This is a genomic window from Priestia megaterium, from assembly GCF_023824195.1.
Lineage (GTDB): Bacteria > Bacillota > Bacilli > Bacillales > Bacillaceae_H > Priestia > Priestia megaterium_D.
On the sequence record NZ_CP085442.1, the window covers coordinates 2,844,810 to 2,859,685 of the forward strand.

Below are 14,876 nucleotides of genomic sequence, written 5' to 3' on the forward strand. Positions count from 1 at the left end.
TTATTCATAATCTCTCAGAAACCACTCACTCTTCCACCGGCGTCTGTTCATCTGTTAACGTATCAATTTTAGTAATTTGAAGTTTATCTTTGCCAGCAGCTTTCACATGATAAATTCGTTCTTTTTTAAACTGCGTACTTGCGTCATATGAGTCGGTGAACGTATATACTTCGTTTGTATAAATGTTGTAGGTTCCGTTGTCATGTGATTCTGTTTTTGTCACGAGAAACTGATCGTTAGCAAACGATACGTTTTTTCCGGCGAGCGATATGATATAGCTTTTTAATTGTTTATACACTGGCTGATCCGAGTCAATATAGGGCGCCATCGCACTAAAGTCGCCGCTATTTAAGCTTGAAAAGTAAGCGGCTTTATAGGAGATAAAAAAGTTTTCAAGATCTGTTTTGCTTACGTCAGCTGGTTTAGTCTCTTCATTTTTTAACGGCTTGGTGCTGGTTGTAGCTTTTATATTTGAGCTGGTTTCTGCCGTTTGATTGTCACGATTTATATATACAATTGTCAGTAATAGGACAAGGACGATAGCGCCTCCTATTAAAACAGGAAAAGTGCGTCGTGATGATTGATGCTTTTTGAGCACGGGAAAGTCTGCGTAAGATGGTAGCGTAACAGGTTTTATATCTACCTTTAACCGAGCTAATGGCTTTAGCATCTCCGTGCTTTTTATACTGTTAAGCGGCTGAAGTGCTAAAAATTCTTCGTATGTAACAATAAATTCGTTTACTGCTATTCCTTTATACATGCCGTAAATTCGATTCCACAGTTCTCGACACCGAGTATCCTTTATATCTTCACTCAGTTCGTTAAAAAATGGTCGTGATTTTTTAATAAAAGCCGCTAACCACGTTTGATGAACGTCAACTTCATGGACTCCATTTAGGTCCGTAAGTGATTGCTTTAACTTGGCGTGTTCATTGGCATCATGTTGGGTAATGACTTCCATACTGCGTTCCGTTTCTTTCAGCACGGTAGAAAGAATTCCGCTCATTTTTTCTTGCAGCGCATCAAACAGACTGCGAATATCAGGCCAGTGAAGTTCGAGTAACTGTTTTTGTGCAGTCGTGGCTTTTCGAATACTTTCATTTAGCTCATGCTGCTTTGTGCGAAAGGCGGTCGCTTTTTGTTTGGTCACTACTTTATTTTTGCTTAGCTGATGCCATTCTTGCTTCAAGCTCTTGTCTTCTTCGAGTACTGTGGCTATCGCTTGTTTTACATGTTCATGCTTTTTTTGAAAGTCAACGAACGCTGACAAATACGTATTCCAGTTTTCCTTCATTTCTTTTAGCAATGACGTGTTAGCGTGTTTTTCTGTTAGTTGAAAAAAGTCGTTTCTAAACGCTACCATATCCGCTTCAGAAAAAAGTTCTTTTCCGAAAAGCTCTGTCACATTCCTATGTATGCTTGTTAACTGTTCAATCTGTCTCATATTGCTTTGATGCTTTTTTATGTACTCTGGATAGTCGCTTGAAAGAAACGTCACCATTGTATATTCACTGTTGTTCATGTTGTCCTCTGTCCGTTCTTTTCCCAGTTCGTCATACACTTTCTGCAGATGACGTTCTACTATGGAGAGAAATTTTTCTTTGTCCATCCCGTCTACTTCTTCTTTTAGCATGTTTAAAGATTTCGTTTCTTCAATAAGAAATCCCTTTTCTTTATATAGCTGTATCCATGCTTCTAGCAGCTGCGCTGCTGATTCATTCCAGTGGCTTGTATTCATCGTTCGCTTCACCTGTTGTTTTTATTTTTATCCTTTTTTAACTATACAGGAATTTAACAGAAATTCTATTACAGTTTTATTACTCTTGAAAAATGAGGTTTAAGCTTTCTAGAGCCGCTTCTATCGTTTGTTTGTCTCCTTGGTCGTAGCTGTGTGCCACAACCACTACGGTTGTAAATACGGCTTTCCATTTTGCCAGTCTGTGCGTTTCTTCGTCTACTTCTCCGTATTCTTTAAAAAAACGCGTTCTTCCTTTAGAGGGTAGGAAGCTATAGGCAATCGCTAGGTCAACTGCCGGATGACCAATATGAACATCTCCCCAGTCAATGATTCCTGAAGCAATATTGTTTTGATTGACAATCATGTTTCGAATATGAAGATCTCCGTGAACAAGTACGTTTTTCTCTTGATAGTGAATTTCTTGTATGTCGTTTACATACCTTTCAAGAATATCTTGTTTAGAATAAAGGTTACGCTCCTTCATTTGCTTGACATACTTTTCTAACACCGGCTTTCGCTTCATCATATCAAGCCGATTTAACTCATCAAACGGCACACCGAGCTCTTGCGCTTTTGAATAAGGATAGTGATGTAACGTGCGAAGAAATCTTGCTAGTACAGAAGCGGATTGTATGCGTTCTTCTTCTGTTAATCTTGCAGGCGGATTTCCTTGCACATAGTGATAGCCCGTAAACGGCCAAGGATATTCTGCATTCGGCTTACCGAAAAAAATGGGCTCGGCAATTGATAGAGGCAGCTGAGAAGCAAGAGTTGGTAAAAGCTGATTTTCCGTTTGTAATAATCGGGCTGCGAGTGCTCTTCTAGGAAAACGAAAAACAAAGCGGTCGTTTACTTGATAAACCGTATTGTCAAAGCCGTAGCCAAGCAGCGAAATCGCAGTGGGCGCAAGTTCTGGAAACTGCGTTTCGATTAGCGTTTTGGCAAACGGTGCTGATACAATTTGTTCTGCATCCCATGCATTTGGCATTGTGATCACCTTTCTTTAACGTGTAGTTTGTATGTAAAGTATACTATAAATAATTTTGACCCTAAAAACCCTCTGACGCAAAGCCAGAGGGTTTCAGTGAATATATGTAACGCCTTCTTTTTACATAAATAAGATAGATGCCTTAGAACGGTACAACAAGCCTCTGAGTTAGTAGCTACATGTACGTTTACTATTTAATACGTACACCAAAACACCTCATCAACCGTTTCTTCAACGTGCACAATCTCAGTAAAGTTCAATAAAAGATTCGTTCCATCATTTCCAGTGTACTCATCTTTGTCGACATTATAAAATTGAATAAAATCGAACTTGTACACACCGTTTTTAATATCAATTCTATACTTAGAACAGTTTTCGTCGGGCACTGAATGATCTTCAAACTGAGCGGCCATTGTAAGGCAGTCATAATCTACGAGATACAATTGATTATTGGTTACGTTTATATAACCTGTTGCTTTCCTAAAGTATGTACCGATATCGGACTCTGTTCCAATCTTCACTTCCACGTTCCAAGAGCGTTCAATTCCTTCTTCCGTCATTTGACATACTAGGACATTTCCTTTTTTCATTTCACTGCCGAAGTGGTTCAAGAGCTGATCTAGCTCCCAATCCTCATCGACAAATGAGTGATATTCTTTTGCGTTGGCTACTCCAATAAAATTAGTATCGCCAAAATTCATACAAAACTTCACTTTATCTCCTCCCAACTTTAAAGTAATTTTTATTATCAATTAACATATATCCGCAAACTTCTTACACGCTTTCTCTAACTCTTCTTTTTTAGCAAGCTGACGAACCCACTCTTCAGGAATACCATCCAACTGATAATACATTCCTGCTATAGTACCTGTTATAAATCCAATTGTATCTGTGTCTTCTCCAAGATTTACAGCAGTAAGTACAGCTTCTTTGTAGTTATTACTTTGAAGAAAAGACCAAAGTGATGCTTCTAGCGAGCTGACGACGTAGCCGGTAGATTGGATTTTATTTCTCGCGGCGTGCGGCAAGCTTAGGTTTAGTACTCGTTCATACGCGGAAAACCCTTCTTCATATTCCGTGCCTGTTAACTGCTTTTGACAGAGATTTATCGTTTTTTCATATGCTTCAAAGGGCTCGTCGCCGTGAAGAAGACGAATGAGCATTTCCACATATATAATACAGCCAAGCGTGGATCGCAAGTGGCGGTGCGTGACGTGAGCAATTCTTTCTATTTCTTTTTTTCTTTTTATAAAGCTAGATTCATCACATAGTGTAAACGCAAGCGGGGCAATACGCATAAGCGCTCCGTTTCCGTTGTCGTACTCAGCGCTTCCTCCCCACTCTTCTTTAGGAAGTCCGCTTTTATAGCGGCGAATCGCTTCGCTTGTTGCGATGCCAATATCAAACATTTCTCCGTACGGCGTCCAGTAGCCATCCGACCAATAGTTCGCAAACTTTTGCATCAAATCATATTCATCTTGTTTGTCTATTAGATTATCAATCAAGCACATCGTTAAAGACGTATCATCTGACCATGTTCCTTTAGGCTGGTTATATGTACCGTAGCCGGTCATAGTCGTAATTCGAAATGAATCGCGCTTTTTAAACTCGACTGGAACGCCTAAAGCGTCTCCAACAGCTCCTCCTAGGATCGTAGAAAGGACTTTGTTATGTAGCGTCATGTAATCAACTCCTTTCTATTATTTTAATTGTTTGATTTTGGAATTTGCAAGAGACAGCCTGCCTAGACGCTTTTTCCTCTTTTTAAAAAGGAATTTAACAGCGTTCATCTAATTTAATAAGAGGTAAAAAAACATGTGAGGTGCGGTAGATGATTCATTTTTTTGAATATAATTGGCAAGTGAGAGATGAATGGTTTAGCTGGTGTTATCAACTTTCAAGAGAAGAACTGTTGAAGGAGCGTACTGGAGGAGTGGGCAGCATTTTACAAACTCTTTTTCATATTATTGATGTGGAATACAGCTGGATACGCGCCATCCAAGGTAAACAAGATATCGTGCTTTCTTTTGAAGAACACGATACGCTTGAAAAGCTTCAAGCGCTCTCTTCTGCACATAGACCCAAAATTGCCGGCTTTCTAAGTCATTTGAATTTTTCTAACAAAAGGTACGTAACAGCCCCTTGGGATTCTAGTTCTTACACAGAAGCTGACATCTTGCATCACATCATCATTCATGAAATCCATCACATCGGTCAGCTTTCTATTTGGGCAAGAGACGTGAATAAACAGCCTATTTCTTCTCACTATGTAGGAAGAAACATAAAGGACATTCCTTCATACTTCTCTAAAAACAATTGACCAATAAGAACAAATGCTCTATAATCACTCTTGTAAATATATGGAGGTAAAAACGATGAGACCTGAACTTACAAATGACTTATCTATCAATGACTTTACGGATTTTTACTGGCTCAAAACAGAGCTGCAGCAATTTTGCCGTGAAAACACCATGAGTCCGTCCGGATCTAAAATGGAACTGTCAAAAAAAATAAAAGTGTTTTTAACAACCAGTGACACTCAACAATCAAAATCACCGTCTAAAAGACGCTCGTCCTCTAAAACGCAAGCTCCGCTAACATTAGATACCGTCATTACTAAAAATCATCGATGCAGTCAAGAAGTACGGGCATTTTTTAAGAAAGCCATTCATCCTACATTTCATTTTTCCACGTATATTCAAAACTATCTTAAAGAAAATACAGGGAAAACCTATCGAGATGTGGTAAAAGCGTGGTATGAGGAAGAAAAACGAAAAAAGCAGCCTTCCTATCAAAAAGAAATTGCGCCTCAGTTTGAGTACAATCGCTTTATCCGTGACTTTTTTAACGATCCAAAAAACAAAGGAAAAAGCCGTGATGATGCGATTGCGGCGTGGAAACACTTAAAACTTCAGCCAGGAAGCAATCAATACCGCTCTTAACTATTTGCTGGGGAACAAATTTGAGGCAAATCTACATATAAACGCCATTAACACACCACCTTAAGAAAAGGTGGTGTGTATGTACGCCTGTAGATTTCTTCACATACACATGTGCTTTTTGTTACGGCAACATGTATTTAAAATCTTTAACTATAAACAGACTCTTTTTTAATTAAACCAAGCGTCTGTGATGTAGAAGCATGAATCTCGTTAAAGAAGTCTGGGTGATCAACTAATGACATGCCGTAGGAAGGAATCATTTCTTTTATTTTTGGCTCCCACTTGTTCATGTTTTGCGGGAAGCATTTTTCCAACACTTCAAGCATAACGTGAACGGCTGTTGATGCACCAGGAGAAGCGCCAAGAAGTGCAGCAACAGAACCATCAGCGGCACTTACAACTTCTGTACCAAACTGAAGCGTTCCTTTTCCGCCGGCTTCCGTGTCTTTGATTACTTGCACACGTTGGCCTGCTACAACGATATCCCAGTCTTCGCTTTTCGCATTCGGGATGAACTCACGCAGTTCTTCTACACGTTTTTCATTTGATAACAGCACTTGCTGAATTAAATATTTCGTTAACGCCATTTCTTTGACGCCTGCTGCTAGCATTGTTAAAATATTATTCGGCTTTACAGAACTGATTAAATCCAAGTTTGAGCCTGTTTTTAAGAACTTTGGTGAAAAGCCGGCAAACGGACCAAACAACAGCGTCTTTTTGTTATTAATATAGCGCGTATCAAGGTGCGGAACCGACATTGGCGGAGCTCCGACTTTGGCTTTTCCGTATACTTTCCCGTGATGCTGCGCAATCACTTCAGGGTTATTGCATACCATAAATAATCCGCTTACCGGGAATCCTCCAATATGCTTGGATTCAGGAATACCTGTTTTTTGAAGTAAAGGCAAGCTTCCGCCTCCGCCCCCGATAAAGATGAACTTTGCCGTGTGGTATTCAACTTTGCCGCTGTCTACATCGGAGACTTTTACTTCCCACATACCGTCACTTTTACGTTTGATATCTTTTACACTTCGTTTGTAGTGCACATTAACGCCTTTATTCTTCAGGTGGTCAAACAACATGCGTGTTAAAGCACCGAAGTTTACGTCTGTTCCCGAATCAATCTTAGTTGCTGCAATTGGTTCTTTTGACGTACGCCCCTTCATAATTAACGGAATCCATTCTTTTAGCTTTTCAGGACTATCGGAATACTCCATTCCTTGAAACAACGGATTGTTTGACAGCGCTTCAAAACGCTTTTTCAGAAACGATACATTTTTTTCCCCTTGTACCAAACTCATATGCGGAATTGGCATGATAAAATCTTGCGGATTGCGAATCAACTTGCTGCTTACAAGATAAGACCAAAACTGTCTTGACAGCTGAAACTGCTCGTTAATTCGGATCGCTTTTGTTATATCTATAGATCCATCAGCTTTTTCTGATGTATAGTTTAGTTCGCACAGCGCAGAATGGCCCGTCCCTGCATTATTCCATTCGTTCGAGCTTTCTTCCCCTGCGTCTGCGAGTTTTTCAAATACTTTAATGTCCCATTCAGGTGCTAACTCTTTGAGTAATGACCCCAAAGTTGCGCTCATGACTCCGGCACCAATTAAGATAACGTCTGTTTTTTTCTGTACGTTGCTCATTATAACCTTCCTCATCCCCTATATTTGTAAAAAGATGTAGGCGCTCCTGCTTACGTAGTAAAAAAATTCAGGTGCGACCTAAGAACACACCTTTTTCTGTCTCACTTATAACTATATCACAGTATAATTGTCTGATGATTATAAACTATTCAAAAATGATAAAAAAGTGAGAAAATCGCCCACAAATTCCAAAAAACTTATTAAATTCCCTCTGCATTTTCTTTTATTAGTAAACTTTTATACCTACTTCTAAGTGTCAAAACAAGAATTGATAAAATAACAAACTATTCCAAAAATTCAGCTTAAAAACCAAAATAACTTTCTTGAAAATTTCACCTACTATAACTATACTCACTCGAAAGAACAATCAGCACTATAAATAGAAATGCCTTCATTCTTTTTGACTAGTTATACGTAGACGTATATATGTATAGAGCACCAGTTCGTTCAGGTGCATATTTAGAAAAATAAGTACATTTTACAACAGCTGATTTTCAGCTCATATTGTAAATTACAATATCTATGTCATATAACATACCATGAAATAAGTGAATAAGTAAATGATTATTCAGAAATTTATGTTATAAAACCTAACATGTATGTTGACTTTTACATAGGACATACTTAACAGTACTTTACATGCTTCTTTCATTTTAAATTTGTTTAATTGCCTTGTTCATGCGCCATGGTTGTTGCTGAGTTCAATCAAAATAAGCCACGATTAGCACGTGACTTGTTTTGCTTCTTATTGAGCTGGTTGAATATCATCTTGTGTAAACGTCCAAATACCACGATTTTTACTAAAACCGCTAAATTCAAACTTGAAATTTCCTTCTTTTGATATATCAAACGTCGCAATCCCGCTTTGTTTTTCTCCTGGTGAAATGTTTCCATTCAAATGATTCTCTGTTGCACTAGAAACAACCGTAGCAAAGTATTGAGTGTCTCCTTTTTGAATATTAAAATGAAGTAGCTCACTTATTTTATGATTTTTCTTTCCTTTATTCTCAATCGTAATATTCATTTTGATAAACTGTCCGTTTTTGTTTTTAGATAACTCATCATCCGGTACGACTTGTGGAGATTCTACTGTAATAGTAAGATCATCAACATTAGCAGTTTCACCTAATTTTTTGGTGACCGTATTGTAGAATTTATCTGTTTTTTCTTTATCAAACTTCGCATCAACATTTAGCTCTTTATCGTCCGATTTCTTTTCTGATGACTCAGCTGAGTGTTTCTCATTTCCACTAGCCTTTTCTGATTCTCCGCTCGAACAAGCCGCAAGCCCTAATACTAGGAAACATGTACTTGCTCCTATTAACCATTTTTTCTTACTCATTACGGGTTCTTCCTTCTTTCAATTAGTATTTTATTAGTATTTTATGTATAAAGAGTTAAATCTACGTAACTCTTAATCCAAAAATAGGATATACCAAATACTAACAATCTGTCAAAAGTAAATATATTACAACTGTTCTATATATTAAATAAGGACCTGTATTGTGCTACTGTGTTAATAAATATTATGATTCTTTCCTTAAATTCAATCCCTTCAGAATGCTCTGGAAGATCATATCCCATCATATGATTTTACCACGGCTCTCTATTAGACAAACACTCTAGTAGATTAAGTAGATCACTCTTCATCAAAGAAAAAAAGTCTTGGATGACTGGCTGTTTGTCTATTAACATGAAAAACCTCCTAATAGCCTAGTAATATACTATATCCCCTAAGACCGTACTTCTTTTTCTATTTTATCATTGTATAAAGCACTCCATGAGCGTACATTCATCGTGAGTTTGCTATTTCACACAACCTTGTTTACTTCGTCAAACAAATTATAATACATGCAAAAAAGCACCTTTTGTCATTAGACAAGAAGTGCTTTTTTCTTCAGATAATATATTAATAAATATACTTAGGTTCTTTAATTCAAACTCTAATCTTCATAAATAACAGAACCCATATATTTAAGCTTCCTACCATCAAGTTTTGCTTCCTCAACAAGTTCTTCATATTCAAAATCATATAACCGAATAACAATATTGTACGGTTCTTCTAAGCTTTCACCATAAAAGTCTTCAAGTTCACTTATAAGTGAATCAGAATACGAAGCATTCTTTAGTAATTCGGACAAAGAAGATGTAGGATATTCATTGTAGGTACATTCTAATAAGTCTTGATTGTACTCAAGGAAATTTATTTGAAAATCATTCATAAAGCTCGAAGGAATTCTATCTCCCTCATTATCATATTTTATTTCTACATACTTGCTTAACAAATCCTCATCACTACAATTTCCAAACCAAAGAGAAACAGCTCCTGGGTTTTCCATCATAATCCCCCTTTTCTAATTACCTAAGTCCTTCTGGCAATGAATCAATTCCACCTTTTAACCTATAATGTGCCCAATTTCTTAATTTCCTTTTAAATGTATCGTAGTCAAGTGAGTAATCAATTAAATTGAGAAGCTCTCTATGAGCTTTGCCAGAACCATCAAACCCATGTCTTCCTACCGGATTAACAAATTCAACATCTTTCGTTAACGTTCTCATTTCTGCTATATCTTCAGCCGTTACACCCCACCGCTTAAAAATTGGCGCTCGTGATACTAAGTGCCATTCATGGTACCCACCAGGATAACGAATTCTACTCTCAATAATAGTCCTTAGTTTTGGAGTAGACCAAGCTAGTTCAAATTCATCTACGCTCAATTCATTAAACCATTTTGCAAAGGCTTTACTTCCGGGCATAGTCTCTGATGTAAAGGTTCTAGTCCTCGCGGTTTCTTTTACAAAATGGTCTTTTACCAGTTTATTTACTTGCGCATTTGATAATTTTTTTCCTTCTGTTTTTTATTAGCAGAAGGTTTTTTTCGAGTGTCAGGTTTCACTCTACTTGCTTTAGGTCTTACCGGCTTCGGTATACTAGTGTTTGATCTGCTTTTGAAACGGTTCATACACCTTTTTCGACCAATTTCTTACTACTTTTTTACTGACGACATTATACCTATCACTTCATATTTTGGTCGTTTTAGGTGTATATATGCCCGGAACTTCTGTTACTTTTGAAACAGATTTTATGGCACCTGCAGATTTTGCACACCCTACATTTGTAAACCGGACGAGTTTATTAAATAAAAGCAAATAAGCACCTATTGTCTAGAAGACAATCAAGTGCTTTAAGTTCATCTGTTTTTAAGCATCATTAAATTTGTAAGTGTTATAGTAACAGTATTACATCAAAACTTACTAGTTTGTACGAGTTCGTTAATTTCATGTCCATTCTATGTGTTTGTTTATATTCATCACCCAGTAAAACGTCATCTCGCCTAATCTCGTACTTCTTTTTCTATTCTATCATTGCACATCATACTCCATGATGGTACAACCATCATGGAGTATGCACTTTTTAATAGTCTACTCTTTTTCTTTCGACTGCAAATACACTTTATTTTCTACTCACCCACATATATATTTGTTATCTTTGACTACAAACCACATTTTTTGGCGTTCTCATGTGTAAATTATAGTTTTAGCATTTATAAAGTCACTGTAATCCATTTCGTATATTTGCTTAATCTCTTAAATTATTAATTACAACATATAAAATTTGGTAACTAAGGATTCTTCAATCCATTAATAAAACCCTTAAAGCTATCAGCTATTTTATACGTATTTTCTTCTTCACTAGACTGCGGAAAATAAAAAGAGTGATCCCAATAATATACACCATGGTTTTCAGTATCTGTAATAAGTACAATTAATCCTGAACCTGGATCATCTCCTATTATTAAACTATTCGGTAACATATCTTCTTCAAACTCTTCATAGCATTCACTTAAATCAAAAGTTCTTTTTACACCTATACCATACAAGACATCTAAAGGGATTTCCTGATTTAATTCTTTAACAAAAAATTTACTATACCTAACTTTCGAAGTCCCCCCGTTATATTCACTTAAAAATTTTTTATAATCTTCCGGAAGTAAAAATCCTAAAAACTCTTCTAATTCTTCAATCGATTCTTCAGTTGCTTTACCAAAAGCATTTAAATTCATTTATTTCACTCCCATTTAATCTTTTAACTTCTTAGCTAATGACATTCCACCCATATGTCGAAATCTTCTGTGCATCTCTTTATTAACTTCTTGCATTGTTGTTAAATCTTGATGATGGTGCCACGTGTTTTCATCTAATTTCGGTCCATTTGGAGCTAATTCATCAGCCTTAGCAAAATCAATGTCATATCTATTAAATTCACCTATCGGAACTTCTTGTCTTACCAACCCAGCAGATTTAAAGTCCGGAAAACCTCCAGGATAAGAAACTTGATTTGGAGGAATATCCCAATCAATATAAGTCCATATTCCTTCCTCGCCAATTTCGATTTTCCCACCTTTTTTCTGCCATTTTTCAGGATCTCTAGAATATGGGGGTTTAGTAGATAATTGTTCCTCTGTAAACTTCACTATTTCTGAATTTTTACCCGTACCCCTAGCAACAGCCTCCTGATCATAAGCCCCTTCAACATTCGCCTTACCACCAGGCTTTTCCACTTTCTCCAACGCATTCGACTGCCCTTTTGAAACACGTCCAATCTTATACGTCGTTAACCCATGTAACGCTTCACCAACGGTCTTTCCAGGTAACGCCTCTCCTATCCCTACCAGTTGAGGTTGAGGACGTAAAGTCGGTATCTCAGCATCTAATAAAGGTTGAAGCTTCTTCTGAACAGGTTCATACACCTTCTTCGACCAATTGCTTGCTGCTTGTGTGCTGACGACATTCCGCATGTCACTTAATGTTTTGGTTGCTTTATGTGCAGGTACACGCGGAACGTTTGTTACTTTTGGAACGGATTTTACGGCGCCTGCGGGTTTCGCTCCTCCAATTACGCTCGCAAACAGAAACATACTGCTTTCCCAGTGCTCTTTTGAGAGAGGTTTGTCAGGATTAAGTGCCTGCTTTCCTACATCTAAGAGTCCCATCGTTGCGTGATTGACAAAGTCATACGGTGAATCCAACGATTTTTTCCCTCGTTCATTCAACCCCTCTTTGAAGGAAACAGCTCCATCAAATCCACCCATCGTTATATAGTTTCCAAAGTCATACAAGGAGTTGTGCCGTTTATCTGCTCGCTCTCCCATACCGGCCCAAACGTCTTGTGCTACTCCTTTAGTACCCGTAACTGTACCTTTTGCTAAAGTTATAGCACCTTCTCCTACGTCCTTGACTACAGCTTTTATACCGGTTTCTTCTTTTTTAGCCGCAGGGTTCTCGCAGATTTCTGTAAAGTCAAAGGATTCAGCAGTTTTTTCAGGTGCCACATCTCTAACCTGCCCCTGACTTACCACCGACTGCATAAGCATTCCCTCAACGCCCGTAGCGTTTTGAAGAATCTGTTGAGACGTTAGCATGCCCACAGTTGAAGAATCGTTGAGCGCCTGCAGGTATGGACTTTTTTCAAGTTCCACTGCTTGCTCTGCAGGTGACAGTTCCGCTAGTTTTTTCATGTTAGCAGGTGCTGTATCCTGCTGGATTTGCGTTAGCACTTCTCTTATGTAAGGCGACGTTTTTTCAAGCCTGTGAATTTCTTTTAACTGTTCAGCAGGCGTCATCGCCTGAAGCTGAATCAGCTTTTCAAGGCCTACTTCCTTTATCACTTTCTCTTGTTTTTCTTTTCTTGTCAAGGTTGTTTGAATGCCTTTTTCAAAAACCGAGACGCCTCCTGCATCATTCATCGCTTTTTTCGCCAACGCGCTCAGCTCACTTACATTGCCTGGCTGAATGGAACCATTTTGAAACCCAGCTTTCACTTTAGAAAGCAGCGAGTTTAAAGACGTCAGCTGATCTTGAATGCCTGAAAGGCTTTGCGTTTGCTGTTCGTCAAAACGGACTAAATCGTTCATCGTTTTGTCCGCTTTGTTTTTTGCTTGTTCTACTTCTGATAAAAAACCTTGATCGTTAAGCACTGAGACAGAAGCAAGGTGACTTACTTTTTGAATCGCTGCATTCGCTTGATCAACAAGCGAAACGGTTGTATTTCTTGTTTGATTTAAATGCGCAGGAATAGTGTCTTGCAGAAACGGCTGCGTGATGTAGCCGTCTTCGCTCGGTTCAAATGAGCGCAGCGCATGTGTGATTTGAGTTAATCGAGTTTCATAGGAAGTGAGTAATGAATGATACAGCGTTAAAAAAGAAGCATGTCCCGTTTCGTAAAAAGACCGAATCGCTTCTCCTCCTTTTCCTTTAAACGCATCATCTAAGCTTGAAAATGCCTGAACCTGTGAAATCAGGCCCTGAATTTGGTCTTTTTGACTTTTAATAGAGTCTAAGATAGCTTGAATATTTTCGTGAAAAGCATCGACATCAAGTGTTTTCAATAACCTGTAACCTCCTAGCTGTATCGATGTAGAAAAACAACGAACGGTTAAAGAACAATCCCTCGTCATTTTTCTAAACCCAAGCGGACGCTCCCCCCTTATAGGGCTTGCATCATCCGCTAAATAAAACCTTTTTATTTGAATGCTAAATCTATGCTGTTTGAAAGATTGTTTTTGATAGCTTTATATGAAATATGAACATTATTTAGCGGCGTTTGCAGCGTTTGCAGCTTTTTCATCTGCTTCTTTTATGGACTGTACGGATTTTTTGGTGGCGTTCAAATCATCGAGGAGCGTTTGCTTGTAGTCCACAATTAACGTTTGAAGCTGCTGGTTCAGCTGATTTAATTCATCGAGCACCGCTAGTTCTTGTCCGCTTCCTACGTGAAACGGAAAAAGCGGCTGAAACTGCTGCGCAGCAGCGCTTAGGTCAATAAGCGTTCTATTAATTTCACCATCTATTACTTTAATTTCGTCTGCCATACTGCATCACACCTTATCTTTTGCTTCGTCTTCTTGCATTTTAATGGCGCGTTCCATCCCTTGTATATCTGATTGAAGCGCCGTAATTTTTGCATCAATTGTCGTGATGGAATCCGTCAGCTGACGGGTCAGCAAATCATCGTATTCGTCTAACATAGACGTGCGGATGTCTTCAAACCCAACAGCAAGGCTGCCTGACCAAGTGGCGGAAGTGAGCTCTGGTTCTTTTACCTTTTCCTTTGCACGTTCGAGCTCTCCTTTGACTTCCGTTAACGTGTTTTTACTAGCCGTAAGCTGCTGGATATCTTCATGTGCCTGCTTCACTTGGGTATACAGATGAGCAACAAACATCTCATTCATATGATGACACTTCCTTTATATCTATCTCTTGGATCTTCTAACAGTAATTCCCTTTTATAGCATATCAAATAAAGAAAGAGAGCACATCGGCACGTTTTCTTATATTTTTTGGGAATAATGTAGGTTTTTAGTTCAATACCCACTCTTCAGGATAAAATAACCAAAACTATCTTACCATTTACAATTTATCAAGATTTTTGGACTACTTCATTTGTTATTTCCATGCCAATAAAAGGCCTTTTTACACAATTTTTTTGTTAAAACGCATTCATTCTTTCTATTCCCAAATATTTAAACATGCGCTAGTATATACATAATATAAAGAGG

Annotated in this window: 14 protein-coding genes and 1 pseudogene; 2 read left to right on the top strand and 13 right to left on the bottom strand. The window is 38.0% G+C overall.

Features of this window, described 5'->3' with window-relative positions:
* Window positions 1–25 precede the first annotated feature (25 nt).
* The 4 genes from LIS78_RS14435 to LIS78_RS14450 form a co-directional block, all read right to left on the bottom strand.
* A complete protein-coding gene (locus LIS78_RS14435) occupies window positions 26–1,738 on the bottom strand; it encodes a TcaA NTF2-like domain-containing protein (protein ID WP_252283867.1) in 1,713 nt (570 codons plus the stop codon).
* Window positions 1,739–1,817: 79 nt separating this feature from the next.
* The gene (locus LIS78_RS14440) at window positions 1,818–2,726 is read right to left on the bottom strand and encodes a phosphotransferase (RefSeq protein ID WP_252283868.1); all 909 of its coding nucleotides are present in this window, start codon (window positions 2,724–2,726) and stop codon (window positions 1,818–1,820) included.
* 194 nt (window positions 2,727–2,920) lie between these two features.
* Entirely contained in the window at window positions 2,921–3,427 is a 507-nt protein-coding gene (locus LIS78_RS14445) for a hypothetical protein (protein ID WP_350495076.1), read from the bottom strand.
* Between the two features lie 51 nt (window positions 3,428–3,478).
* Window positions 3,479–4,408, bottom strand: coding sequence for an ADP-ribosylglycohydrolase family protein (locus LIS78_RS14450; RefSeq protein WP_252283870.1), 930 nt, complete (start codon window positions 4,406–4,408; stop codon window positions 3,479–3,481).
* Window positions 4,409–4,557: 149 nt separating this feature from the next.
* On the opposite strand from LIS78_RS14450, the gene LIS78_RS14455 reads away from it, so the two are divergent.
* Window positions 4,558–5,046 (top strand): DinB family protein, encoded by a 489-nt coding sequence (locus LIS78_RS14455; RefSeq protein WP_252283871.1) that lies wholly within the window; start codon window positions 4,558–4,560, stop codon window positions 5,044–5,046.
* 55 nt (window positions 5,047–5,101) lie between these two features.
* Entirely contained in the window at window positions 5,102–5,668 is a 567-nt protein-coding gene (locus LIS78_RS14460) for a DUF6434 domain-containing protein (protein ID WP_252283872.1), read from the top strand.
* A gap of 146 nt (window positions 5,669–5,814) precedes the next feature.
* Here the strand turns inward: LIS78_RS14460 and LIS78_RS14465 are convergent, their stop codons facing one another.
* The 9 genes and pseudogenes from LIS78_RS14465 to LIS78_RS14500 form a co-directional block, all read right to left on the bottom strand.
* Window positions 5,815–7,317, bottom strand: coding sequence for a malate:quinone oxidoreductase (locus LIS78_RS14465; protein ID WP_252283873.1), 1,503 nt, complete (start codon window positions 7,315–7,317; stop codon window positions 5,815–5,817).
* Between the two features lie 745 nt (window positions 7,318–8,062).
* Window positions 8,063–8,659 carry a DUF4352 domain-containing protein gene (locus LIS78_RS14470; RefSeq protein WP_195782940.1) on the bottom strand — a complete coding sequence of 199 codons (597 nt, stop codon included), beginning with the start codon at window positions 8,657–8,659 and terminating at the stop codon, window positions 8,063–8,065.
* A gap of 601 nt (window positions 8,660–9,260) precedes the next feature.
* Window positions 9,261–9,656 carry an immunity 22 family protein gene (locus tag LIS78_RS14475; RefSeq protein WP_195782939.1) on the bottom strand — a complete coding sequence of 132 codons (396 nt, stop codon included), beginning with the start codon at window positions 9,654–9,656 and terminating at the stop codon, window positions 9,261–9,263.
* 19 nt (window positions 9,657–9,675) lie between these two features.
* Window positions 9,676–10,074, bottom strand: coding sequence for a hypothetical protein (locus tag LIS78_RS14480; protein WP_141541286.1), 399 nt, complete (start codon window positions 10,072–10,074; stop codon window positions 9,676–9,678).
* An 866-nt stretch (window positions 10,075–10,940) separates the two neighbouring features.
* Window positions 10,941–11,381: an SMI1/KNR4 family protein gene (locus LIS78_RS14485; RefSeq protein ID WP_013057446.1), complete on the bottom strand. Its 441-nt coding sequence runs from the start codon at window positions 11,379–11,381 to the stop codon at window positions 10,941–10,943.
* A 15-nt stretch (window positions 11,382–11,396) separates the two neighbouring features.
* Window positions 11,397–11,792 carry an HNH endonuclease gene (locus LIS78_RS31695; protein WP_434092360.1) on the bottom strand — a complete coding sequence of 132 codons (396 nt, stop codon included), beginning with the start codon at window positions 11,790–11,792 and terminating at the stop codon, window positions 11,397–11,399.
* A gap of 1,326 nt (window positions 11,793–13,118) precedes the next feature.
* Window positions 13,119–13,775, bottom strand: a pseudogene (locus tag LIS78_RS31700) (T7SS effector LXG polymorphic toxin); the annotation flags it as partial.
* Window positions 13,776–13,907: 132 nt separating this feature from the next.
* The gene (locus LIS78_RS14495) at window positions 13,908–14,189 is read right to left on the bottom strand and encodes a DUF5344 family protein (protein WP_252283875.1); all 282 of its coding nucleotides are present in this window, start codon (window positions 14,187–14,189) and stop codon (window positions 13,908–13,910) included.
* Between the two features lie 6 nt (window positions 14,190–14,195).
* The gene (locus LIS78_RS14500; protein WP_252283876.1) at window positions 14,196–14,549 is read right to left on the bottom strand and encodes a YwqH-like family protein; all 354 of its coding nucleotides are present in this window, start codon (window positions 14,547–14,549) and stop codon (window positions 14,196–14,198) included.
* Between the last annotated feature and the right edge of the window lie 327 nt (window positions 14,550–14,876).